Source organism: Streptomyces sp. NPDC045287 (assembly GCF_056432325.1).
Genome location: NZ_JBWKJG010000002.1, coordinates 448,858 through 472,044, shown reverse-complemented (window position 1 = coordinate 472,044; position 23,187 = coordinate 448,858). Strand labels below are relative to the sequence as shown.

19 protein-coding genes are annotated in these 23,187 nt (G+C 73.9%); 9 read left to right on the top strand and 10 right to left on the bottom strand.

Going from position 1 to position 23,187, the window contains the following annotated elements; genetic code table 11:
- Positions 1–960: 960 nt before the first annotated feature.
- From AC07D6_RS05220 to AC07D6_RS05210, 3 genes are all read right to left on the bottom strand, one after another.
- A complete protein-coding gene (locus AC07D6_RS05220; protein WP_479042105.1) occupies positions 961–2,325 on the bottom strand; it encodes a hypothetical protein in 1,365 nt (454 codons plus the stop codon).
- A 538-nt stretch (positions 2,326–2,863) separates the two neighbouring features.
- A complete protein-coding gene (locus tag AC07D6_RS05215; protein WP_479042103.1) occupies positions 2,864–3,130 on the bottom strand; it encodes a hypothetical protein in 267 nt (88 codons plus the stop codon).
- Between the two features lie 317 nt (positions 3,131–3,447).
- The gene (locus AC07D6_RS05210; protein ID WP_479042101.1) at positions 3,448–4,869 is read right to left on the bottom strand and encodes a vanadium-dependent haloperoxidase; all 1,422 of its coding nucleotides are present in this window, start codon (positions 4,867–4,869) and stop codon (positions 3,448–3,450) included.
- 841 nt (positions 4,870–5,710) lie between these two features.
- On the opposite strand from AC07D6_RS05210, the gene AC07D6_RS05205 reads away from it, so the two are divergent.
- The 3 genes from AC07D6_RS05205 to AC07D6_RS05195 all read left to right on the top strand — a co-directional run bounded on the left by AC07D6_RS05205 (position 5,711) and on the right by AC07D6_RS05195 (position 9,583).
- The gene (locus tag AC07D6_RS05205) at positions 5,711–7,246 is read left to right on the top strand and encodes a hypothetical protein (protein WP_315877900.1); all 1,536 of its coding nucleotides are present in this window, start codon (positions 5,711–5,713) and stop codon (positions 7,244–7,246) included.
- A 1,068-nt stretch (positions 7,247–8,314) separates the two neighbouring features.
- Positions 8,315–8,551: a DUF397 domain-containing protein gene (locus tag AC07D6_RS05200; RefSeq protein WP_315877901.1), complete on the top strand. Its 237-nt coding sequence runs from the start codon at positions 8,315–8,317 to the stop codon at positions 8,549–8,551.
- A 210-nt stretch (positions 8,552–8,761) separates the two neighbouring features.
- Entirely contained in the window at positions 8,762–9,583 is an 822-nt protein-coding gene (locus tag AC07D6_RS05195) for a helix-turn-helix domain-containing protein (protein ID WP_315877902.1), read from the top strand.
- A gap of 40 nt (positions 9,584–9,623) precedes the next feature.
- On the opposite strand, the gene AC07D6_RS05190 is transcribed toward AC07D6_RS05195, so the two are convergent.
- The 4 genes from AC07D6_RS05190 to AC07D6_RS05175 all read right to left on the bottom strand — a co-directional run bounded on the left by AC07D6_RS05190 (position 9,624) and on the right by AC07D6_RS05175 (position 13,829).
- A complete protein-coding gene (locus AC07D6_RS05190; protein WP_315877903.1) occupies positions 9,624–10,439 on the bottom strand; it encodes an SAM-dependent methyltransferase in 816 nt (271 codons plus the stop codon).
- A 168-nt stretch (positions 10,440–10,607) separates the two neighbouring features.
- Positions 10,608–10,997, bottom strand: coding sequence for a hypothetical protein (locus AC07D6_RS05185; RefSeq protein WP_479042097.1), 390 nt, complete (start codon positions 10,995–10,997; stop codon positions 10,608–10,610).
- Between the two features lie 125 nt (positions 10,998–11,122).
- Positions 11,123–12,220 carry a helix-turn-helix domain-containing protein gene (locus AC07D6_RS05180; RefSeq protein ID WP_479042095.1) on the bottom strand — a complete coding sequence of 366 codons (1,098 nt, stop codon included), beginning with the start codon at positions 12,218–12,220 and terminating at the stop codon, positions 11,123–11,125.
- Positions 12,221–12,944: 724 nt separating this feature from the next.
- On the bottom strand, positions 12,945–13,829 hold the full coding sequence (locus AC07D6_RS05175; protein ID WP_479042093.1) for an alpha/beta fold hydrolase: 885 nt from the start codon (positions 13,827–13,829) through the stop codon (positions 12,945–12,947).
- A gap of 298 nt (positions 13,830–14,127) precedes the next feature.
- On the opposite strand from AC07D6_RS05175, the gene AC07D6_RS05170 reads away from it, so the two are divergent.
- Positions 14,128–14,385, top strand: a complete 258-nt coding sequence (locus AC07D6_RS05170; RefSeq protein ID WP_315877907.1) for an HU family DNA-binding protein — start codon at positions 14,128–14,130, stop codon at positions 14,383–14,385.
- Between the two features lie 110 nt (positions 14,386–14,495).
- Here AC07D6_RS05170 and AC07D6_RS05165 read toward each other — a convergent pair whose 3' ends face one another.
- Positions 14,496–14,945 carry an SRPBCC family protein gene (locus tag AC07D6_RS05165; RefSeq protein ID WP_315877908.1) on the bottom strand — a complete coding sequence of 150 codons (450 nt, stop codon included), beginning with the start codon at positions 14,943–14,945 and terminating at the stop codon, positions 14,496–14,498.
- Between the two features lie 310 nt (positions 14,946–15,255).
- On the opposite strand from AC07D6_RS05165, the gene AC07D6_RS05160 reads away from it, so the two are divergent.
- The 3 genes from AC07D6_RS05160 to AC07D6_RS05150 all read left to right on the top strand — a co-directional run bounded on the left by AC07D6_RS05160 (position 15,256) and on the right by AC07D6_RS05150 (position 18,185).
- A complete protein-coding gene (locus tag AC07D6_RS05160; protein ID WP_479042091.1) occupies positions 15,256–16,503 on the top strand; it encodes an SLC13 family permease in 1,248 nt (415 codons plus the stop codon).
- Between the two features lie 133 nt (positions 16,504–16,636).
- Positions 16,637–17,059 carry a DUF6003 family protein gene (locus AC07D6_RS05155; protein ID WP_479042089.1) on the top strand — a complete coding sequence of 141 codons (423 nt, stop codon included), beginning with the start codon at positions 16,637–16,639 and terminating at the stop codon, positions 17,057–17,059.
- Between the two features lie 76 nt (positions 17,060–17,135).
- Positions 17,136–18,185 (top strand): LLM class flavin-dependent oxidoreductase, encoded by a 1,050-nt coding sequence (locus tag AC07D6_RS05150; RefSeq protein WP_479042087.1) that lies wholly within the window; start codon positions 17,136–17,138, stop codon positions 18,183–18,185.
- A gap of 233 nt (positions 18,186–18,418) precedes the next feature.
- Here AC07D6_RS05150 and AC07D6_RS05145 read toward each other — a convergent pair whose 3' ends face one another.
- Both AC07D6_RS05145 and AC07D6_RS05140 read right to left on the bottom strand, forming a co-directional pair.
- Positions 18,419–18,832 carry a hypothetical protein gene (locus AC07D6_RS05145; RefSeq protein WP_479042086.1) on the bottom strand — a complete coding sequence of 138 codons (414 nt, stop codon included), beginning with the start codon at positions 18,830–18,832 and terminating at the stop codon, positions 18,419–18,421.
- A gap of 158 nt (positions 18,833–18,990) precedes the next feature.
- Positions 18,991–19,395, bottom strand: coding sequence for a response regulator transcription factor (locus AC07D6_RS05140; RefSeq protein ID WP_479042084.1), 405 nt, complete (start codon positions 19,393–19,395; stop codon positions 18,991–18,993).
- Between the two features lie 997 nt (positions 19,396–20,392).
- Between AC07D6_RS05140 and AC07D6_RS05135 the strand changes: the two genes are divergently transcribed.
- On the top strand, positions 20,393–21,061 hold the full coding sequence (locus AC07D6_RS05135) for a hypothetical protein (protein ID WP_315877913.1): 669 nt from the start codon (positions 20,393–20,395) through the stop codon (positions 21,059–21,061).
- A gap of 354 nt (positions 21,062–21,415) precedes the next feature.
- Positions 21,416–23,155 carry a flavin monoamine oxidase family protein gene (locus AC07D6_RS05130; protein ID WP_479042082.1) on the top strand — a complete coding sequence of 580 codons (1,740 nt, stop codon included), beginning with the start codon at positions 21,416–21,418 and terminating at the stop codon, positions 23,153–23,155.
- Positions 23,156–23,187: the final 32 nt, after the last annotated feature.

The following is a 23,187-nucleotide window of genomic DNA, read 5'->3' as shown; positions in this document are numbered from 1 at the left end:
CTGTTCCTCTCGTACGTCCGTGCCTGCCTGGGCGAACGGCCTCGCACAACGAGGCCGGTCCGCGTCCGTTCGCGGTCACGCGCCCTTCGGCGTGTCGAGGTTCCACCGACACGCCTCCGGTGCTCCCATGTCGGTGACACGTCCGTCCGCTCCCGGATCCTGACCGGAGGGAAGGGGCGCACGCGCGAGCGGAGACGGACCGCCTTCGGCGGTCTGACGGGTCGAAGGTGCCGCGTCCCGCGCCATCGGATTCGCCGGACGGCACCGTCAGGAGGCCGATCCGTTCACGGCCCGCCCCGGGATGCCCTGCGATTCCTGTCGTGCTCCGGCGCCGGGGCTCCGCCGGAGGCTCGCTCTCCTTCTGGATACCTGAGGCGCCCGCGTGATGCCACAGTCTCTTGCCGGGAGACTGTCCATTTTGGAAGGGATCTTGACGGAGTCACGTGCCGCTGAGACTTTCCGCTCGCGCATGCGGGGCGGCCCCGAGGGCGCGGGGGCGGGCGACGGCGCGCCCGGTGGGTGGAGGGCGAAGGGCGTGTTCCGGCGGGGGCCGACGCCGTACGCGCCCCGGGCGAGGACCCGCTCGCCCGGGGCTCACGAAGGGGTACGGTCCCCACCGGAACCCCGCGTCCGTCGCGTGCGGGGGGCGGTCAGGTCACGGGCGCGGCCGGGCAGAGCCCGTGAGGAGCGGGGCCGTGAGGACCGGGGCCGTGAGGAGCAGGACGTGTTGTCGAAGTGGCTGCGTCCTCCCGGTGGCGGTGCGCGCGGCGCGGTGCGCGGACCCGGGGCGCGCTCGGCGGCCTCGTACGGGGTGGGATGCCGGGCACGGCGCGACGCGGGGCCGGCGGGGCTCACCGGACGTGCCGCGGACGCGTAGAGGGCGCCGGGGGGCGGAGCGGCGCCGCACGGCCCGCGGCGCGTACGGCGCCGGTGACGCGGAACGCGTCGTCCGGCGGGCTCTCACCCGGAGTTCGAGGAGGTCCTCGTCACGTGGGCGGCCCGGCGGAGCAGTTCCTTCGCCGTCGGGTTCCTGCCGAAAGCGGCCAGGTGGGTCCGCATGTTGTCCATACCGCGGTGCAGCCGTCTGCTGTTCAGCGAGGGGTAGTGGTCGAGGAAGGAATGCCAGGTCACGACAGCCTGTTCCAGGTGCCCCTGCCTCAGTTGCAGTTCGGCCAGCCGGGACAGGACGATGGCGCGAGACCTTCTCTCCGTGAGGGACCAGTACTGCAACGACTCCCTGAGGTTTTCCACGGCCCCCTCCCAGTCGCCCAGGTGGCTGAGCAGGACCGCCCTGTCGAAGACGAAGACACCGTAGTGGTATTCACGGATCTCCCTCGTCTCCCGGGAGGTCGGCAACGCGTCCTCCTGGGCGACCAGGTTTTCTGCCCTGCGGATCTCCCGCAGGGCTTGTGCGCGTTCTCCCGTGGCGGCCAGCGCTATTGCGACCTGGCTCAGGACCGAAGCTCTTCCCGCGGGGGGTATGCGCAGTTCGGAAGCGGATTTCGCAAGGTTCATCGCCGATCGGAAATGGCCGAGCGAATGCGCCTGTCCGCTCATTCTGCGCAAGGTCCAGGCGTACTCGTCCGGACGGTTGCTCTCGACTGCCAGGTCGAGCGAGACGCGGTAGAACCGCTGCGCCGCACCGTGTGCCTCGTCGTCGAAGCTCATGAAACCGCTCAAGCGCGCGAGTTGACTCGCCACAGCCAGGAATCCGGTGCGCAGCCCTTCGTCCACGGGGGCCCGCAGCCACAGTCCGACCATCTGTGCCAGGTACCCGCTGGCCGCGCTCTTGAAGGGGCCCGCTCCGTAGATGCGGTCGGCTTCGGAGAGCAGCCGCACCATGATGGCGGCCACTTCGAGCTCTTCCCTGCCCAGCGGCCCCGCCTGCCCCCCGGCGCCGAGCGGGCGGTCCCGCGCGCCGCGCCAGCCCACGTCCTCCAGCGCGGCGAGGTGGTACACCGCCACCCTGCTCGCGGCGTCCCGATCCGATCCGGCGGCCGCGGCCAGCTCGGCCAACCGCTCCGGCAGGCTCCGATCGCCCCAGCGGCCGAGGGCGTCGTCCCATCCGATGTCCGCCGCCGTCACCGCCCTCCCCAAGCGCCGGGAGAGCGCTTCGGCGATGACGTGCGGGACCGGGGGGCGGGGCCGGCCCCCCGCGGTCCACTGGGACACCGATGCCCGGCTGTACCGAAGCGCGAGTCCTGCCTCCGCACCGACGGAGTTGACCGCCTTCGCGAAATCCTCGCCGCTCCAGCCCGCCTCCTTGATCAGGGAGCGCAGTATTCCGAATTCATTTTTGGATATTCCTGACTCCAAGCCGCCCACACCCGCTCCCCAGCCAGCCCCAAGCCACGGCACAAAAACATGTATATGAACCTGGGTGTCGAGTCAAGGTCGCGCCGCACCGTTTTCCTTCGGCGAGACGGACTTTCCGTGGTTTGCTTCCGGGTGCAAGTCGGTCGGCTTATTGATCCGGATCGGCGGTTATTTCGGATCTTCGGGTCGTGCGCGAGCGAACTGGCGCGCGGCGGTCGCCGCCCCGGGCGCGGGGGCGCCGCGGCCCCGGGCTCACAGGGGCTCCGGGAGCTGCGGGTGTCCTCGCCCACCCGGCGCGCCCCGCCACCGGCCTGTTCGACACGGCGGTGCCCCCTTCGACCCGCGGTGCCGGCACGGCCCGGGTGGCGCCCGGGCGCGTCGCTCCACGACCGGGGGTACGAACGCCGGTGCGCGCGGCCCTGGGGCCGCCGCGTGCGGCGTTCGCACCACCGTCGACCGCGGACCCCGCGGGTCCTTCCGGAGCCGGGCGGGCCACCGCGTCCTCCCGCCGGGCCGCGAAGAGACCCGCTCTCCGCGCGGCGGACCGTTACAGGCCGACCTGCCAGGCGAACGGCGGCAGTTCGGCCGCGCGGCAGTATATGTCCACCGCCCACGGCAGCAGGGCGGCCATGGGGTGCAGCCGGGCCCCGTCCATGCTCGCGAGCCGCCGGGCGCTGTGCCGTACGCACCCGGTGATCTCCGAACCGTCCGCGGCGATGATGGTGGCCGCGACCAGGGGCCCCTCGCAGGGCGTCCGATCCTTCGCGTCGGCCGCCGCGCACCGTGCTGCCGGTTGGTCCCGCCGTTCGTCCATGAACGCCCCCTCTGGCCGAAACTCACCCACAGGAAGCAATACCCGACCGGTGGGGCCGGAAGGCGGGGTTGGCCCCGTCATGACCAGCCGCTGAGTCCCGCTTTACCTCTGCTTACCTCCGCGCGTCCCCTGTGGAACCGCCGTACCACGGGCAACACGGCGCCGCGGGACGGGGCGTCGTCCCGCCCGGCGGCGGTGGCCGGCCGTACGTCGGGCGGGCGCGCGGACGGCGGGTCGCCGCCCCCGCACGCCGGGGTCCGCCGTTCCTCCGGGCTCGCCCCGGGGCGCGGCGGGGTGGCCGCGCCCCGTCGGCGCGGTCACTTCACCGACAGCCGGAAGGTGGCCCCGTCGGCGAGGACGTCGCACCGGTACTGCGACCACCTGTGCTCGTCGATCAGCTTCTGCCCCTGCGCCGGGCAGGTGTCCTTGTTGTACGCGGTTCCGAACGACACCCAGTCGGTGGCGGTGTTCATGCCGAGGTGATGGGTGGTCACGTGGTCGGCGACCTTGTCACCGGTGGCCAGTCCCTGCTCGGCGTCCCAGCGGTAGTGGACCCCGAGCCAGAGGCGCGCGAGGGCGTTCTCGCGGGCGGCCGACGAGAAGCTGCCGAACCGGCGGATGACCCCTTGGGCGTGGGGGTCCTCCGTACCGGCGTCGAAGGTCATCGCGTCCCCGCGGAACCAGAAGGACATGACCTTCGCCCAGGCTCCGGCGAACGTCGCGTGCCCGGAGACGTAGGCGGGGAACGGCGGGCTGAAGCTCTGGCCTCCGCGGTCCTTCGACAGGGGGCGCCAGGACGGGTCCGCGGCGGTTTCGGCGTTGCCGTCGTCGTCCAGGTTGATGGCGCTCTCCGGGCGCCACAGGTCGATCGGTGTCTCGTACTTGGCGTGCCACGCGGCGACTCCGGCGTCGGCGAGCGCGAGGGAGAGCAGGGCGAACAGCTTGGCCGTTCCCGACGTCTGCAGCTTGTTCTGGGCGACGACGGTCTGGGTGTTCGCGAAGATCTGCCCGATGGGCTTGTACGTCCCGTCGAGGTCGTTGGCCCAGAAGAAGGCCGCCGTGGTCTGGTCGGGCGTGCGCGCCGAGGACGTGGTCCCGCCGAGCCGCTTCACCTCGTTCACCTGGGCGGCGTACTCGGGACTGGCCAGGAGCTCGGGCATCGACGTCCTGCCCGCCGGGAGCGGGGGCAGGACCTGGTCGACCGCCGGCACCGCGAACGGCCTCACCCGGCCCCAGCCCGGCGTGACGGCCGCGCCCGAACCCGTGGGCCGCCAGAAACCGGGCTGGGTGCTCCCGGGGTACACGGTGGCGGCGCCGGCGCCGTCGCCCACCCGGGCCTGGATCATGGCCTCGGCCGCCCGGGTGCCGACGTCGGCGCCGTCCGCGCGCGCGGTGTCCGTGACGGTCGGGGGAAGGGCCGCCTGGGCCGCGTCGAGGTCCGCCGTGAAGTCGAACGCGGGCCACACGTCCGTCAGGACGCGGAAGGCGGCGTAGTCGATCGCGGTGTCGACATCGGGGGCCGACCCCGCCCGGAGCGGAACCTTGACGAGGTACGGCTCCCCGAGGCACCCCACGGCCCGTACGCACTTCGCGGAATTGGCCGCGTCGTAGATCGCCGTGTGGACCATGGCGCTCGCGCGGGCCAGCTCGGTCGGTGCCGCGCTCGCACCGGTCACCTGGCGGAACGTCCGCAGCAACACCTTGTTCCAGTAGATGACGTGGTCCTTGTCGACCGTCACCGTCGCCCGCGCCGATGGCCGCGGTGCGGCCGCGGCCTGGGGGGAGGGAAGCGACGAGGAGGCGAAGAGGGCCGCGAAAGCCACGGGAAGGGCCGCCGCGGACCGGGCCCACCGGCGTCGCCGGAAAGCGGGCGGATTCGGCGGGGCCGGGGTGGACACGAGGGGGCCGGCACCCTCGCCGTGGGCGCCGGCCGGATTTCTGTGACGCAATTCCCGCTCCTTTACGAAGGTGTTCGCGGTGCGCGCTCCCGTGCGGCGGTCCGGATGGTGCCGGGGCGGTCGCGGCTGAACGCCGCACGTCGAATCGGCGGCGTCCGCCCTTCCGATGCGGATCCGGTCACGATGCCCCCTGGAACGCGCGTTCGGGTGGGATGGTCGCCGTATTCGACAAATCCTGTCAACGACCGCGTGCGCCCCTGGCCGGAATCACATAGAGGAGCGTCCCATTCCGGAGACCACGGGAGAAGAATCGCTCATTTCAAGGCGTGCGGGTGTGAGGGGAAATCACGGATGTTCTGCCGGTTCGGCGGAAAAGTCGCAGGAGAGGGAATCCGGCACGTGGACGCGCGGGCGAGGACCGGTCACGGCCCCGAACCGTGCCGGACGGCCGGTCCGGGAATGGGTGGCGGGAACGGCGGTCCGGGGGTGGGAACGACGATCCGGGGGCGGCGGGGGTGGTGGTCCGGGGGCGGGAGCGGCGGTCCGGGAAGTGGTGGCGGGAACGGCGGTCCGGGGGCGTTGGGCCGGATGGAGCGCCTGCGTGGTGAACGGCGTCCGGCGCGCTCAGGGTGGGAGCAGGAGGGCCGGGACGGTCCCGGCCCGGTACCGGTGAGGTCATGCCATGCGGGAATCCCGTCTGCTGCCCGGTTCCCCGCCCGACCACGGTCCGGCCGGCCTGCCGCACACCGGACGGCACGACGCGCGGCCACGTTCGGGCGGCGGGCCCGCCGGCGCCCGGCTGTGGCCGGCCGCCGTGGCGGCGGTGTTCGTGACGGCGCAGTTGACGCTGGTGGCGCCGGGCCTGGGGCTGGGCTGGGACGAGACCGTGTACGTCAGTCAGGTCGGCCGGCAGGGGCCGGCGGCGTTCTTCAGCGCGCCGCGCGCCCGCGGCATCACCTTCCTCGCCGCGCCCGTCGCGGCCGTCACCACCTCGACGGGCGCGTTGCGGGTGTGGCTGGCCGTGCTGTCCGGCGTCGGCCTGTTCCTCGCCCTGCGGGCATGGCGCGCGCTGCTCCCGGCGCCGGTCCTCGCGTTGGCGGGGGCGCTGTTCGCGACCCTGTGGTTCACGCTGTACTACGGGCCGCAGGCGATGCCGAACCTGTGGGTGGCCTACGGTGCCCTGGCCGCGGCGGGCTTCTTCCTGCGCGCGGTCCGTGACCCGGGTGACTCCCGGGCTCTCGTGGGCCTGGGCGTCGCGGTGGGGTGGGTGGCGCTGATGCGCCCGCCGGACGCCGTGTGGCTCGTCCTCCCGCTGGCCGGGGCCTCCCTGCTGGTGCGTGCGTGGCGGCGGCCGGTGCTGCTGTGCGTGCTCGCCGCGGGCGCGCTCGCGGGTGGCGCCGAGTGGCTGGTCGAGGCGTACGTGCGCTACGGCGGCCTCGCGGCGCGGTTGCGGCGGGCTGGGGAGATCCAGGGCGGCCTGGGCTGGTACGTCGCGGTGGACGACCACGTCCGGGCGCTGGGCGGCCGTACGTTGTGCCGCCCGTGCGACGTGCCGTGGCGGCATCCGGTCACCGCGCTGTGGTTCCTGGCCCTGCCCCTGCTGGTCGCGGGCGGTGTGCGGGCGGCCGTCCGCACCCCCCACCGCACCGCCGTGAACGCGGCCGCCGTCACCGGGCTGGTGCTCGCGCTGCCGTACCTGTTCACCGTCGACTACGCCGCGCCCCGCTTCCTGCTCCCCGCCTACGCCCTGCTGGCCCTGCCGGTCGCCGTGCTCCTGGTGCGGCTCGTGCGCCTCCGCACCGCCTGGCGGCCCGCCCTGGTCGGCCTGTGCGCGCTCGCGCTCGCCGGACACCTGCTCGTGCAGTACACGGTGCTCGGTTCGGTGACGCGGCGGGTGCGCGCCGACACGGTGACGCATGCGCGGATCGTCGCCGTGCTGCGGGCGCACGGGGTGCGGCCGCCGTGCGTCGTGACCGGCGAGGAGGCCGTCCGCCTGGCGTACCGCGCGGGCTGCGCCTCCCGGCAGCCGGGCGGCCCCGACGCGAGCATCACCCCGGCGGGCCTCGCGCGGACGGCCCTGCGGCAGCCGGTCGCCGTGCTGCTGTCCCACGGCCGTCCGGCCCCCGCGTACGCGCGCGGCTGGCCCTCCCACCCGCTGCCCGATCTGCCGCGCCGGCCGGACTTCCGCGTGCTCGTGTCGCCGTCGGCGAAGCCCTGAGACGCGTCACCGCCCGGGAGTCCTCCGGGGCGCGGGCGGCCCGCCCGGCGCGGCCCGGTGCCACGCGGCGCGCCGGCCACCGCGCCGCCCGGCGGGAAAACGCGCGCCGACGCCTCACGCATCTCGTACGCGGTGTCGGGGATGCGCGGTCGCCCGCCGTGCTCCTCCCGGTCCCCACCGCAGGTGGGACGCCACGCGCGGCGCCCCCGGACCGCCCCTCCGGACGGGTGGGGGGAACACGGCTCCCCGTGCCGGCGGTTCGTTCCGGGCCCGGCCGGGGCGTGGAGCTCGACGGCGGTGGCGGCGCTCCCGGTCCGCCGGGGCATCGGTCGCGCGCCGGTCCGCCCCCGCCCGTGCGGGGCCCGTCTCATCGCGGCGCCGCGGGCCGGCCCCGGAGGGGCCCGCCCACACGGTCTCTCCCGGGAGGGGTGCGGGGCTCCGGCCCCGGGAGGTGCTCGGGACCGTCACGACGTGGAGGCCGCGTCCCTCGTCGGCCGGGAGGCCGTCGTCCCTCCGGCGGGGCGGCCGGGGGTCCGTGTCGGTGACGGAGCGGACGAGTTCGTCGCCGGAGACGAAGACCTCCGGCCGGCGGGCGCGGCTCTCCGGAGGGGTGGCGCACGGCGTCGGTGTCCGGCTCGCTGACGACGGGGGTCGCCGTGGGGCCGAGGTCGAGCGGGTTCCACCGGCGCGGACAGCGCCACAGCAGTGCCGGGCCCGTCCCGTGCTCCGGGGAGACGGGTCGAGTGCGCGGGCGGTGAATCCGGTCGGGTGGGTGCCCAGTTCGAGCCCTCGCATCCAATCACTCGTTCGAGAGTCCCGAACCGGCCATTCAAACGCGCCTGCGTACCGGGCCGTATTCCTACCCCCGCTGCCGTCTTCCGCGGTTTCGCCCTCTGCCGCCGTCACCACTGCTCACGCCCCCGTGAGGCGTTCTCTTCGAACGCCCCGGCCGCTTCGCGTGGCTGAGAGTAGTGTCTCCCGTCCACCCCGCCGTGCAATTGCAGACGAGATTGCGCATGACGGTCGCGGGGGTTGGAACCACTGGTACCAGAGCGAGGGGATCCTGCGATGAAGGGCGTCGAGAACGGCGTGGCGGCGAATCTGATTCCGGGTGTTGTCTGGAAGAAGAGCAAGTACAGCAACGGTTCGGGCAACTGCGCGGAGATCGCGGCCCTGCCGGGGGGCGGCATGGCGGTCAGGAACTCGCGCTACCCCGAAGGACCCGCGCTGGTCTACACCCGCGGGGAGGTGGAGGCGTTCTTCGCCGGGATCAAGGACGGCGAGTTCGATTTCGTAGTCGACTGAAAACCGGCTAGAAAGCAGATCATTCGTTTCGGCTGCTTCTCACGGCGAGATACTGGCGCTCCGTAACCGGTGCGCGCGAAAGGAGTCCCGCCCGTGGGAGCAGCCGAACCAGTCCGGTCCTCTCCCCGCATACGGCCGGCGGCATGGCCGCCCGAACGGCGGCAGCCGTTGGTCGGTCCGCTGGGGCGGGTCGAGGAGCACCCCACCGCGGTGAAGCTGATCGTGGGCAACAAGCTCCGCCGTCTGCGCGAGCAGGCGAAGCTGCTCCCCCGGGACGTGGAGCGGGCGCTGGGCATCTCGAAGTTCCGGACCAGCCGTGTGGAGACGGGCCAGGCGGCCTGCCGGGAGGCCGAGGCGCTGAGCCTGCTGGACCTGTACCGGGTCCGCGACCCCGAGCACGTCGACGAGTTCATGGCCCTGGTCCGCCTCTGCCACCGACCCGAGTGGTGGAAGACGTGGAGCGACGTCGCGGCGGACTTCTTCCAGCCGCTCCTGGCCCTGGAGGGGGCCGCCGAACGCATCCGCACCTACGAGCACTTCTACGTGCCCGGCCTGCTGCAGACCCCCGACTACGCCCGCGCCGTCATCCGGCTGGAGCATCCGGACCTGCTGCCCAGCGAGGTCGACCGGCGTGCCGAGCTGCGCAACGCGCGCAAGCAGCACCTGTGGGAACCGGACGGGCCCGTGCTGTGGGCGCTCATCGACGAGTCCGTCCTGCTGCGCGACTTCGGCGACCCCGCGGCCCTGCGCGCCCAGATCGAGTACCTGGTCAGCTGCGCGGACCATCCCGGCATCGTCCTGCAGATCGCGCGGATGGCCGCGACGCAGCAGGTTCCGCTGGGCAACAACGTCACGCACCTGAAGTTCGCCCGGTCCGACCTGGCCAGCTCCGTCTACATCGAGCACCTGATCGGTTCGGTGTTCAGCCAGGACCCCCAGCACGTCAAGAAGTACCAGATGCAGTTGGACCGGCTGGCGGCGTGCGCCCTGACCCCCGAGCAGTCGCTCGAGGAGATGAAGAACCTGCTGTGACCGCCGCCGCGCGCCCCGGCGGCGAGCCGCGCCGGGCGCGTCACGGCACGATGCCCACTCCCCCCCACTCCTTCCATTCGAAGGTCTTCTGCCGGGGTGCGAGATCGTTGTCCGGCAGCCACGTGGAGACCTCGACGAGCCCGGGCGGGTCGATGACGTCGAGCCCCTGGAAGTAGGCGCGGACCTCGTCCTCCTCCCGGACCCGGCCCCAGTTCCCCTGGGTGGTGCGGTGCATGAAGTCGGTGACGAAGGCCCGTACGCGCGGGTGCTCGCTGACGAGTTGGCAGATGACCAGGCAGCTTCCCGGGGCGAGCCTCCGGATCACGTCGCGGACCAGGCCCGCGGGGTCGTCCGCGTCGGGGAGGCAGTGCAGGACCGAGACGAACAGGGCGGCGACCGGCCGTGAGAAGTCGATGAGCCGGCGCGTTCGCGGGTGTTCGAAGATGGAGTCGGTGTCCCGCATGTCGGCCTGGAGGACCGTCGTGTGCCGGTTCGTCGCGAGCAGGGCGCGTCCGTGGGCGAGCACGATCGGGTCGTTGTCGACGTAGACGACGGACGCCTCCGGGTGGACCCGCTGGGCGACCTCGTGCACGTTGTCCCGGGTGGGAAGGCCCGAGCCGTGGTCGATGAACTGGTCGATGCCGCGCTCCGCGGCCAGGTGGCGCACGACGCGCTGGAGGAACAGCCTGTTGTTCAGGGCGAGTTCGCGCGTACTGGGCAGTTCCGCGAGGAGGGCCTCGCACGCCTTTCTGTCCGAGTCGTAGTTGTCGTCGCCACCCAGCAGGTAGTCGTACATGCGCGCGACACTGGGGGTGGTGACGTCGATGTCTTTCGGGCTCAGCGGTTCCCCGCGCATCCGGACCTCGCCGCGTCGATCGGTTGGAGCTTCGGCAGGAAGGGGCCAATGCTAGGGACGCGGTGAGGGGACGGGGTAGGTCCCGGGCCGCGGTACCCGTTCTGCGGACGGCGTTTCGGTCAGGATCCGGGCACGGCCGCGCCGGTGCGGCCGGTCCGGCGGCGCGCGTCAGGGCTTTCCCGACGCCATGCGGGCCGCGGTGCGCAGGTGCGCGGTGACGGCGGCCTCGTCCAGCCCCATGACGGCCGCGATCTTTGCCTTGGGGAAGTGGAGCTCGTCGCGCAGGAGCACGGCGTCCGCGACGGGTGCCGGCAGCGGGGTGCCCCTGCCGCCGCCCACGGCGCGGTTCACCCAGGTGCACAGGACCCTCCAGGCGACGGCGGAGGGGCGCGCGCTGCTGAGGACGGAGGGCCAGATGGTGACCAGCTCGCCCAGGGCGCCTTCGACGCAGGCCCGTGCGGTCGCAACGTCCCGCAACCGCTGGGCGGCGTACCGGTGGTAGGCGTTCTGGTAGAGCAGGCAGAAGGCGGTGTACTCGACCGGGAGGGAGATCGTCACGACGCGGGGGGACGGTGGTTGGCCGAGATCCGGCTTGCCCCTCCGGTCATGTGCTAGGTGGCTCGGGACCATGGCGTTTCGTCCTCTGGCACGGAGCAAGAGGGCTCCTGGGGGGGGACGGGGCGTTATGCGTCCGGGTGGGTGAGGTGGTCCGGCAGGGGGCCGTCGTGCGGCGGGGCCGCCAGGCAGACGAGGAAGGCGTGGTCGACGTCCTCCCACAGGCCGCGCAGGTCTCCCGGCGGGGCGTGCAGGGCGGTCAGCAGCGCGCTCGTCGTCTCCCAGCAGGGCACCGTGCGTCCGGTGAGGGCGTTCTCGACCGTGTCGGCCCGGAGGAGGCCGGCACTCGCGCGGGCGACGCGTTCGTACGGTGGGCAGCCGGCCGCCAGGTACGTGCCGCGCAGCGCGCCGGACAGGCGCGCCACCGCTTCGCGCAGCGGTGGTCCGGTCGGTCGGGCGAGGCCCCGGCCCGCTTCCCACAGCGGTCGCAGGTCGGTGGGGTCGGCGCCGAACACCTCGGCCAGGAGCCGCACGGCCGTCCACGGGGGCAGCCGCTCGCCGGAGAGGACCCCGGAGACGTACGACGGTGACAGGCCCGTCCGCTCGGCGACGTCCTCGACGGACAGGGCGCTGTGCCGGTGGAGGAACGACAGCGCGGAAGCGACCTTCCGCGAGGCGCGCCGGGCGACCTGGGCGGCGTCGGGTGCGGGCGCCCCGGTGTGCGCGAGGAGTTCGTGGCGGGCCGCGGGTGGCGCCGGCGTTCGGCCGGGGCGCGCGGAGCGCTCCTGCGCCCGGTTGCGGAAAAGCCGGTCGACGACCGCCTCGCCCCAGCGGGCCCGGACCGTCGACCGGCTCTGGCACGCCGCCCGGGCCACCTCGTCCCAGTCGGCTCCCCGGGAGCGGGCGTCGCTGACGGCCGCGGCGGCGTAGTGGTCCAGTTCGGCGCCGATGTGGCGCACCTGGGCGAGCAGACCGGCGAGGTCCTCGTGCGCGTGCTCCACCTCCAGGAGGCGTGCCACCGCGGTCTGCAGGTCCTGGGCGATGCCCAGCGCCGCGGGGAAGTGGTGCCCGGGGCGGCGTGCGCCGCCTTCCTGGCGCCGCCGGCGCTGGGCGCGGCGCCGGCAGTTCCGGTCGCAGTAGGCACGCGGCCGGCCGGGTCCCGCCGTCCGCGGGAGGGGTGCCCGGCAGTGCAGGCAGGTCGTCGGCGTCGGGGATGTGTTGCCCATGGTCCTCCCTCAGGACTTCGCCCTGCACGGATGCCCGAACCCTGATCGCTCCGGGGGCGGCGAACGATCGTCCGGCGGACGGTGCGCGTCGGACAGGCGTCACGGGGGCCGCCGGTGGCGGCGCGAGCACGTCGGGAGAGAGCGTGACGTCCCGGGCACGGCGCCGGTGCGAGCCGCCGGCTCCCCCGCCGCTGTCACGCCCCGCCGGCCTCCCCGTGCGGGAGCCGGAACGACGCGGCTTCCACAAGGGACCTCCTTGGACGAGCGGGCCGGTCAACGGAGGGCCCGGGGTGCCGGTCGGCGGATGCGCGGGCCCGGCCCCTCCTCTTGGCGCTGATGAACGTACCGCTTCGCTTCACTCTTTCGCCACGCGCAGGGGTGTTGGTCCGGGGTCCCGCTTCGGCCGCCCCTTGTCGAGTGTCGAACGCGCGTTCCGAGATCGGCACTCCCACGCGCACGGGCATTTCAACGAATGATCGATTTTGATCGGACGCAAACCCTCTTTGCCGGTTGACTGTCGTCTCAGCGACTGTCTTTCTGTACGTCAGTTCCTAATGTGGCATACGTCAAAGAAACGTGACATGACTCTGGGGCTGTGCTATTGCGAGTTGCAATAACAGGGTGCAATTTCAGTTCCCCGGCAGCACTTCACCGGGAGGGCGCCCCTGCGCGGGGTCGGCGGAGGCGGCGACCGGCCGCGCGGGCCCGGCTCCGTTCCGCCCGGTCACGCCCGGCTCCCCGCCCCGGCCCGCCAGAACCGGCACAGCTCGTGGACGAGCGCCTCGGGCGCCTCTTCGGCGATGTGGTGGCCGGATTCGATCGGGCCTCCCTCCAACCGGCCTCCCGCCCAGTCGCGCCACACGCCCAGCACGTCGCCGTAGAGGTCGACCATGTCGTCGCGGGTCGCCCAGAGGACCTGCACCGGGCAGGCGATGCGCCGGCCGGCCCGGCGGTCGGCGTCGTCGTGCTCCCGGTCGACGCCCAGGCCGGCCCGGTAGTCCTCGCACATGGCGTGCACGGTGGCCGGGTCGTGGACGGCGCGGCGGTAGTCCTCGTACGCCTCGGCTCCCATCTGCTCCGGGGTGGCCTTGTACCAGGCGTCCGGATCGGCGTTGATGACCCGTTCGGCGGGCTTGGCGGTCTGCCCGAGGAAGAACCAGTGCCACCAGCTCGCGGCGAACGTCGCGTCGCAGCGCCGCAGCGCCTCCCCGATGGGCACGGCGTCGAGCACGCTCACCGCGAGGACGGCTTCCGGGTGGTCGAGGGCGAGGCGGGTGGCGACGTACGCGCCGCGGTCGTGGCCGACGACGGCGAACCGCTCGTGCCCCAGGCCGCGCATCAGCGCCAGGCAGTCCCCGGCCATGGCGCGCTTAGAGTACGGGCGGTGCTCCGGGTCGGTCGGGGGCTTGGAGGACCGGCCGTAGCCGCGCAGGTCGGGGCAGACCACCGTGTGGCCGGCGGCGACCAGCAGCGGGGCGACGCGATGCCAGGTCGCGTGGGTGCGCGGGTGGCCGTGCAGGAGCAGCACCGCCGGGCCGCTGCCGCCGTAGCGCACCCGTAACCGGGCCCCGTCCCCCTCGCGTCGCGCCAGCGTGAAGTCGTCGAACACCTGACCCCCTCGTGTCGGCCTGCCCGCCGTCTGCCCCGGATCACCACGTCCACACGGCCGGCGGTGCGGCGACGGACGAGGGGGCGCGGATCGCGTCCCCCTCGGCGGGGCGGAGCGGTGGACGACGCCCGCGCGGCCCGCCCGGTGACGCCGACCCGGTGCCCGGGTGCTCCGTTCGGCCGTGCCGCGCGGCCTCCGGCCGTGCGCGCCGGGCGGTTCCGCCGTTAGCGTCGAAGGGCCCGGCCGCCCCGGCGGTCGCGGCCACCCCACCACCCGGTGTCGCATCTTGGAGCTGCTCGTGGACAGGTCAGCGCTGGCGGAGGCAACGGCCCGCAAGGCGGCGGAGCACGGCGGGCAGGTCTCGGCCGACGACGTCGGGCGGGTGCTGGAGGCCCTGTTCGGAACGGTCACCGAAGCCGGGACCCTGGCCGAAGCGCTCCGGCGGGACCAGGCCGTCAGCCTCATGGGCTTCGGCAGTTTCCACGTCGAGGACGGGACGGCGGTCCTGCGGCCCGGGCAGGCGCTGACGGAGTACCTCAACGGCGACGTCGGCTGACCCGCCCGTGAGGCGGGACGTCCGCCGTCCCGGCGTGCGGGTGTCCGCACGCGCCGCCGCGCCCGCCCGGCGTGCGGGCGGGCGCGGCGGCGCTGCGGGCGCGCGGCGGGTCAGACCTCGCCGCGCCACGCGCCGGTCTCGGTGCCACGGCTCTCGATGAAGGTCTTGAACCGCTCCAGGTCACCGGTGACCCGCCGCTTGACGAAGCCGAGCTTGTCGCCGACCGTCTCCGCGAAGCCGTCGGGGTCGAAGTCCATCTGGAGCATGACCTTGGTGGTGGTGTCGTCGATGCGGTGGAAGGTGACGACGCCGGCCTGCTTCACGTCGCCGTCCACGGTCGTCCAGGCCACCCGCTCGTCGGGGATCTGCTCGGTGATCTCGGCGTCGAACGACCTCTCCACCCCGTTCACCTTGGTGGTCCAGTGAGTGAGGGTGTCGGTGCGCTGCTCGATCCGTTCCACGCCCTCCATGAACTGGGGGAAGGTCTCGAACTGGGTCCACTGGTCGTACGCGGTGCGGACCGGGACGTTGACCGTGACGGATTCCTCGACCTGCGACATGGGGAAGTCCTCCTCTGGGTCGGCGCGGCCCCTGCCCGGGAGCCGCGGGTTCCGTTTGCCGGAGACTGGCGTGTACCCCCGTCCCCGGATGTCATGACGTCCGAAGGGGCCTTCCCCGACGCGTCGGGCCGAACGGGCCGGGCGGACCGGGCGGCGCCCAGGGAGGGGCCGGCTCCCGCCGGGGGCCCCATGTCCCGGAGGGGGTGCCGTGCGGGCCGCCGGGGCCCGGCCGCTCCGCCTGCCCCGGCCCGGGCCGTGCGGGGCGGGGGTGGCGGCCGGGGCCGGTGGGGCGGCCCGGATGATCGGAGACATGCTGCTCGAATCCCTGTCCGTCGCCGCGTTGGTCGTGGTGCTGGTCTGCGCCGTGGTTCGTCCCTTCCGCTGGCCGGAGGCGGCCTTCGCGGTACCCGCCGCCGCCCTGGTGGTCGCCACCGGCGCGATCGGGCCGGACGCCGTGCGGGAGGAGGCGGCCCGGCTCGGGCCGGTGATCGGGTTCCTGGCCGCGGTCCTGGTGCTCGCCAAGCTCTGCGACGACGAGGGCCTCTTCCACGCCTGCGGGACCTGGATGGCCCGTTGGGCCCACCGCCGCCCGCGCCGGCTCCTCGGTGCGGTCTTCTTCCTCGCCTCGCTGATCACCGCCGCGCTCAGCCTGGACGCCACCGTCGTCCTGCTGACCCCGGTGGTCTTCGCCACCGCCGCCCGCATGGGCGCCCGACCCGGGCCCCACGTCTACGCGAGCGCCCACCTGTCCAACACCGCCTCCCTGCTGTTGCCGGTGTCGAACCTGACGAACCTGCTCGCCTTCACCGCCACGGGCCTGACCTTCACCCGCTTCGCGCTGCTGATGCTGTTGCCGTGGCTGGCCGCCATCGCGGTCGAGTACGCCGTCTTCCGCCGTTTCTTCGCCGCCGACCTCGACGCGCCCGCCGAGCCGGTGGAGGGGCGGGAGGCGCCGGAGCTGCCGCTGTTCGCGCTGGTGACCGTGGCGGCGACGCTGGGCGGGTTCGCGGCGGCCTCCGCGGCCGGTGTCGACCCGGCCTGGGTCGCGGCGTCCGGCGCGGCGGTGATGGCCGTCCGTGCCCTGGCCCGGCGCCGCACGACCCCGACCGCGATCGTGCGCTCCGCCGCCCTGCCGTTCCTCGCCTTCGTCCTCGCCCTCGGCATCGTCGTACGGGCCGTGGTCGACAACGGGCTCGGCCCCGCCCTCGGCGCCGTACTGCCCGACGGCACCTCGCTGCCCGCGCTGCTCGGCACCGCCGCGCTCGCCGCGCTGCTCGCGAACCTGATCAACAACCTGCCGGCCGTCCTCGCCCTCGTCCCGCTGGCCGCGCCCTCCGGCCCCGGCGCGGTCCTGGCCGTCCTCCTGGGCGTCAACATCGGCCCCAACCTCACCTACGCGGGCTCCCTGGCCACCCTGCTGTGGCGGCGCATCGCCCACCACCACGGCCACGGCGTCGAACTGGGGGAGTTCACCCTTCTCGGCCTGCTCACCGTCCCCGCCGCCCTGCTCGCCTCGACCCTCGCCCTGTGGGCGTCGCTGGCGCTCGTCGGCACCTGACCGGGGCCCGCGCGGCCCGCGTCCGCGCCCGACCGGGCCCGTGCGCCCGCGCGGCTCCCGCCGACGATGATCGGGCCGTGATGGGGTAGGAGGACCACGACCGCCCTCACCACTGCCCCCGAAGGAGCCGCAGGTGACCGACGACGCCTACCTGTTCCTGCTGGACGACACGACGCCGCCGCTCGGTGTGCCGCCGACCTCCGTCGGCGACCTGGCGTGCCTGGAGACCCCCGCCGTACGGGCGTGGCTCGACGCGTACGGCGTCACGGTCACATCCCCGCGGCTGCGGCTGGTGCCGCCGGAGGAGACGGCGGCCATTCCGGAGCAGGCGGAGCGGCTGCCGGTCCCGCTGAGCGACGAGGAGCTGAGCCGGCTGCGGCACCACGGCGCCCCGGAGGCGCTCGCCGACGTCGAGCGGCAGCTCCTGGCCTACCGGGAGAGCGCGGACGGCCGCGACGCCCTGCTCGGCCGGGCGGTGGCGGCCGGCGTGCCCCTGGAGCGCATCGTGGAGCTGACCGGCGAGGACCTCGCGACCGTGGCGGCTGCCGCGCGGTGACGCGGCGACCCGCCGCGCGACCGGGCTGGGCACCGGCTCGTTGACCGCTCGACCGAGGACGAACGGAGAGACGCCCGTGAAGTTCAGTTACGCGCTGCTGCCCGACTATCCCCTGCAGGATTCGCTGGCCTCCATCAGGCTCGCCGACGAGCTCGGCTTCCACGCCTGCTACGCCGCCGACGAGACGTGGCACAAGGACCTGTGGCTGCTGTTCGCCGTCGCCGCCGGGCAGACCCGGAACATCCGTCTGGGGCCGAGCGTCTCCCCGGTCACCCTGCGGGAGCCGACGTTGATCGCGCAGGCGCTGGCCACGCTCGACGAGCTCTCCGGGGGGCGCGCGGAAGCCGTGCTGTCCAGCGGCAACTTCGGGCTGCTCGCCCAGTACGGCATCGACTGGGCCCGCACCCGCCCCCTGTCCCGGGTCAAGGAAGCGCTGCACGTGGTGCGGACGCTGCTGGACGAAGGCACCATCACCCATCACGGCGAGTTCTACACGTACGAGGGGCTGTTCACCTTCGCCCGGCCCGTCCAGCGGCGGGTGCCCCTCAAACTGGGCGCGATGCGCGGGCCCAGGTCCTTCGAGGCGGCGGGCGAGCTGTCCGACGGGTGCCATCACGCGCTGAGCTACACCGCGGAAGCCTACGAGTACGCCGTTCGCCACATCAGGGCGGGGGCCGAGCGGGCGGGCAAGGACTGGCGCTCCCTGGACATCGGCGCCTGGGTCGTGTTCGCCACCGGGCCCGACTCCGCGCGGGCCAAGGAGGCGGCCCGCAGCATGGTGGGGATCTACGCCTCCTCCATGCCGGAGGAGCAACTGCGCCGCAACGGGGTCGACCCCGCCGAGCTGGAGCCCGTGATCCGGGCGATCGCCGGGGGCGACCTGGCCAGGGGCATCGAGCTCACCACGCCGGAGGTCGCCGAACGGCTGTCCGTCGCGGGCACCCCGGCCGAGTGCGCGGAGAAGATCCGCACCCAGATCGCCCCCAGCGGGGTGAACCACGTCATCTGCGCCGTCACCGACCGCCGGCTGGTGCACGCGTTCACCGGCAGGGACCTGGACGGGGTGGCGGACGTCGACACCCAACTGCGCCTCGTCCACGAGCAGATCATGCCCGTCTTCGCCTGACCGGCCCGGGGCCCGGCAGCGGCGCCGCCGGCCCGGTACGGGCCGCCCCCGGGGAGGGGCGGACGCCCGGCCGGCGAATCACCGCCCGCGGTCCGCTCCCACGGTGACGGGGGTGCCGGCGGTGCCGGCGCGGAGGTCGGCGGGGGCGCGCGCACCGGCCGGGGCCGTCCCGCCGCGCGGAGCTCCGGCGGACCGCGGGGGCTTCGCGGGCGGACGGCCGGGCCCGGCGGACGCTACTCGGGCTGCGTCACGGTCAGCGCCCACCGGACCGTCTCCGTCGAGGCGTCGACGGAGACGAAGAAGGACCCCGAGCGGACCACTCCGGCGTCCATGGCCACCGAGCCCACCCCGGTGGTCCCGGCCGGGCAGGCGACCGTGAACGCGGCGACCTCCGTCCCCTGCGACTCCATCACCACCCGTACGTCGCCGCCCTCGCACGCCACCGTGAGTACGGTCGGCAGCCCCTCCCAGGCGCCCCCCGAGGCCACTCCGCCGTCTCCGACGCGTTCCCCCACCCACACGAGGCCCTCCGGACCGGGGTGGGGCAGCAGGGCACCGGTCGACGCGGCGGCGGGCCCCGCCACCGCGCCCGTCAGCACCAGGGCCGCCAGCGCCGTCACGGCCCGGGCCTTCCTCGTCGTTCTCATCGTCACTCCTCGTCGATCCGTCACGGGCCCCGAAGTCTGCCGGGACACAACGGCATCGCACATGAGTACGAGTACTCACCCGTTCCCTTCGCGGTTCCGCCGCGGCACGCCGGCCCGTTCAGCGCTCTGGCCGCAGGACGGCCGACCCGGGACGGCCCTCAGTCGCCGTCCGGCGGCGGGGAAGGGCTCCCGGCGCGCTCGCCGGGATCCGGGGGCGCGGGGGCGCGGCGCCGGTCGGCCGGGCCCAGCAGCTTCAGTATCGCCTCCGAGCGGCTGTGCACCCGTAACTTCCGGTAGGCGGACTGCAGGTGATTCTTGACCGTGCGCTCGGAGAGACCCATCCTCTTCGCGATGATGCGGTTGGACGCTCCGGTCATCAGCAATTCCACCGCTTGCTTTTCCCGATCGGTGAGCCGGTCCCAGGGCGCTCCCCCGCCGCGTTTTCCGCTTTCCCGGCCCGATGCGCAGGGGAGTTCACGACCGGTCGCTTCGGTTTCGTGTTCGCAGCTCTTTCCCTGCTCCATCCTGACCAGGATGTGAATGATCTCCTGGAGGGAAGACAACAGGTCGCACCCGAGACAATCGGAGCACACGTGCGCGTGATCTCCATCCGTCTGTCTGTGTGGATCTGGCATGGGGGAAGATCGCTTTCTTTCCTGGTGGGATCGCGCGGATGGCGGAGTGGGGGGTGCGCCGCCGTCTTTACGCCGTGATACCCCCTCCGGCCGCAACGAAGCAACAGCCGGACACGCTCGCCCGGAAGTTTTCCGGGGCCTCCCCCTCGACGTCCCCGCAGCGTCCACAGGGATGCGGTGCCACTCGTGTGGCGCGTGTGATGACAGAGGGAAAAGCGCTGGGCAAGGGCGGCGGGGAATCTTCCGCCCGTGTCGTTCCGACGACGGGTTCCTGCCCCTTCGTATCGGTCTCAAGGGACCAGGCGGTACGCGGCGCGGACACGGGACGGCGGGAAGCCGAATCGGCACGGGCGGACCCGCCGAAAACGCACGCAGCCGTGCTTTTCCCGGGAGGACCAGCCCGAAGGTACCGCCGCGGCGCGGGCATGCAGATCCCTCCACGGGCTATCCGTGACGGGTCGTTTTGTTCAGCACGAACGAAGAGGGACGGGTCGTGCCGCATCCACTGCCGCTTTTCTCCGCGATTTCCCCGGAAGCCTTCGAAGCGCGGAAAGAGAAGGGACGGAAACGTTCTCGCGGTGGCGTGGCGGGCGCCCCTCCCCGTCCCGTGGCGAGCGGTCCGGGTCAGGTGGACGAGTCCCGTGCCCACCCTCCCGGGGAACCGGCCCGGGAGGGACCCCGCCGGCCCGTCCGCCCGCGCCCGTGGCGCGAACCGGCGAGGGCGTCGTTCCGCAGCCGACTCCCACGACCGCCGCGCACGGTGCGCGGAAGGGACGGGAGCGGCGCGACGGGAAGGGGCCGCCGCCGCTCACCGGGGAGCGCGTCGCGACGGCCGGTCCCCGGGAGGACGCCGCCGCCCCCGCCGTCGCTCCACCCCCGCCCGTACCCCGCACCCCGCACCCCTGATCCCCGAGGAGGATTCCCCATGGCAGCCACGGAGTTCATCGACGCGGTCGGCGCGAACGTCGCCGACCACGTCCGGAGCAACGAGCTGATCGCCCTGGCCCGCGAAGGGAAGATCGAGAAGGCGCATCTGAGGCGGTTCGCCCTGGCCGAGTTCCAGTCGCAGGAGGCGGAGTTCACCGCCTACGGCCTCCTGCTCTCCCGCTACCCGCACGAGGTGCCCGGCGGCTTCTTCGCCTTCGTGTCCCACGAGCTCATGAAGGCGCGGCACCGGATGGTCTCCGGCGCCGCCGCCTCCGTGGGCCTGTCCGCGGACGAGATGCGCACCGCGCCGGTCGCCGAACCGGTGCGCCGGTTCACCGAGTTCATCTCCTGGGTGGCGCTCCACGCCGGGGCGGCGGAGGCCGCCCTGCTGGCCCGCACGGACTTCACCCTGTGGTGCAACACCTGCGCCGCGCTCGGCGACGTCCTGCGGGAACTCCCCGACGTGCCGGGGGAGATCGTCGACTACGTCGACGCCTACCGCCACAATCCGCCGGAGGTCGCGGACGGTGTTCTGGAGGTCATCGACCACGGGCTGGCGCGGGGCGAGCGCGAGGAGTGGATCGCCCGGAGCGCGGTGCGGATGGAACCGGCCCTGAGGGCCTGGTGGCGGTCCGTGGCCTCGGGCACGGGACACCCGGACCACTGAGGGGCCGGGCGGCCCGGGCGCACGGGTGGGCCCCCGACCACACGGCGGCCGACTGCCGCGGCGCCGCCCGTTCGGGACCGGGCACTCGACCGTGGTGGCCCGGCGCCCGGGCGGGGGCCGGAGGTCCACCGGGCTTCCGCCCCGCACCCCCGTGCCGGGGGCCGGACGCGCCCGGAGCCGACCGGCGGGGGCCGGGCGCCTCCCGGAGACCGCCGGCCGGCACGCCGCCGCGCACCCCACCCCGGCCCCCGGCCCCGCCCGTTGGCCCGAACCGCCCCCGCCCGACCGACCCCCGCCCGCCCGGACCGCGGCGAGACGCGGCAAGACGTTGCACGACGAGGAGCGCTGAGCGCCATGGACTCCACGCCCCCACCCGCCTGCGACCTGCAGGTCGACTTCCCCTTCGACTACGCCGCCCACGTCGCCGGTGACCGGCGGGTCGGCCGTCTCCCCGAGACGGCGCTCGGCACCCCCGTGGCCGTCATCGGCGCCGGCGGCAGCGGACTCGTGGCCGCCTACGAGCTGATGCGGGCCGGTTGCCGGCCCGTGCTGTACGAGGCGGAGCGCAGCGAGGACGGGCCCGGCGGACGCCGGCTGGGCGGACGCATGTACAGCCGCCGGCTGGACCCCGCGGACAGCGCCGTCGTGGAGCTCGGCTGCATGCGCTTCCCCGACTCCGCCCGGCTCCTCCGCCAGTACGCCGACGCCTTCGGCATGCACTGGGAGCCCTTCCGCGAGAACTACGCCAAGGGCACCACCCCGGTGACCGTGTGGGACGTCGACGGCAAGCGGTACCCCGTCGAGGAGATCACCGACCTCCACGACCTGGACGACGGCTTCCGCCGCGGCCACACACGGTGGCGGCAGGCCCTCACCCGCATCGGCCTGCAGCAGGTGCAGCGCGACGTCGCGGCACGTGACCTGGCCTCGCTGCGCGCCCGCTGGACGCGGTTGGTGCGGGAGTACGAACAGTGGACCTTCTACCGCTTCCTGCGGGACCCCGACGGAGCCGGGCTCACCCACGACCAGGCCCGCCTGCTGGGCACCGCCGGGGTCGGCCCCGCCGCCTGGGACAGCTTCTTCGACCTCAGCATGGTGGAGGTCCTCCGGCTGCTGCTCTGCACGGAGGGGGGCACCCAGTACTACCCCCGCGAGGGGATCAGCGCCCTGGCCGAGGGGTTCTGGACCCACCGGTCCCCCTCCCCCGGCGGCCGGCCCACCAGCCTCGAAGAGATCAACGGGGGCGCGCCGCGGCCCGCCGTGACCGTGGTGGAGGTGGAGGAGGACCGCGACCGCGGCGTCGTCGTGCACAGCGCCGACGGCCGCGCCGAACGGTTCGCCGCGGCCGTCTTCACCCCGCAGCTACACCTGCTGGAGACGAACGTGGAGCTCCGGTCCACCGCCCCGGGGCGGTCCCCGCTGGGTCCGCGCCTGTGGCGCGCCGTCCGCCGGCTCAGCTACTGGCCCTCCTCCAAGACGGCCCTGGTCCTGGACCACCCGTTCTGGGAGGGCACCTCCCTCGACGGCGTGACCCTCACCGACCGGCTGCCGCGCGCCGCCTACACCGTCGACTACGGCCCGCCGCGCGGGGAAGGCGGTCGCCGGGCGGTGCTCGACCTCTCCTTCACCTGGGCGCAGGACGCCGTGAAGGTCTCCCCCTCCGGCCCCCGCGACCGGGTGCGCCTCTTCGTCCGCGACCTCGCCCGCATCCACCCCGACGTCGCCCCCGAGCTCGCGCGCCGCGCGGACACGGCGGAGGCCGTGACGATCTCGTGGGAGAACGAACCCCACTTCCGCGGGCTGTGCCGCTTCTCCCGCCCGGGCGAAGCCCCGTACGTGCGCGACCTGTTCGCCCACTTCATGAAGGACTTCGCCGGGGAGCCCGCGGTACCGGGCGAACCGCGAAACGCCCTCTTCCTCGCCGGTGACGACACGAGTTGGTCGCCGGGCTGGCTCGACCACGCGCTGGCCTCGGGGATCAACGCCGCGTGGGGCGTGCTGCGCCTGCTCGGCGGTCGCCACGAGCCGGGGAACCCCGGACCCGGTGACGTCTGGGGCGAACCCGACTACACGCCCCTCACCTTCGATCCGTAGCCGCCGCTCCCCCGCGAGCCCCCGTCGAAAGG

Coding starts and splice junctions, on each gene's coding strand:
- AC07D6_RS05215 (WP_479042103.1), bottom strand. CDS start 3,130: ATGGACGAACGGCGGGACCAACCGGCAGCACGGTGCGCGGCGGCCGAC.
- AC07D6_RS05205 (WP_315877900.1), top strand. CDS start 5,711: ATGCGGGAATCCCGTCTGCTGCCCGGTTCCCCGCCCGACCACGGTCCG.
- AC07D6_RS05200 (WP_315877901.1), top strand. CDS start 8,315: ATGAAGGGCGTCGAGAACGGCGTGGCGGCGAATCTGATTCCGGGTGTT.
- AC07D6_RS05190 (WP_315877903.1), bottom strand. CDS start 10,439: ATGCGCGGGGAACCGCTGAGCCCGAAAGACATCGACGTCACCACCCCC.
- AC07D6_RS05180 (WP_479042095.1), bottom strand. CDS start 12,220: ATGGGCAACACATCCCCGACGCCGACGACCTGCCTGCACTGCCGGGCA.
- AC07D6_RS05165 (WP_315877908.1), bottom strand. CDS start 14,945: ATGTCGCAGGTCGAGGAATCCGTCACGGTCAACGTCCCGGTCCGCACC.
- AC07D6_RS05160 (WP_479042091.1), top strand. CDS start 15,256: ATGCTGCTCGAATCCCTGTCCGTCGCCGCGTTGGTCGTGGTGCTGGTC.
- AC07D6_RS05145 (WP_479042086.1), bottom strand. CDS start 18,832: ATGAGAACGACGAGGAAGGCCCGGGCCGTGACGGCGCTGGCGGCCCTG.
- AC07D6_RS05135 (WP_315877913.1), top strand. CDS start 20,393: ATGGCAGCCACGGAGTTCATCGACGCGGTCGGCGCGAACGTCGCCGAC.
- AC07D6_RS05130 (WP_479042082.1), top strand. CDS start 21,416: ATGGACTCCACGCCCCCACCCGCCTGCGACCTGCAGGTCGACTTCCCC.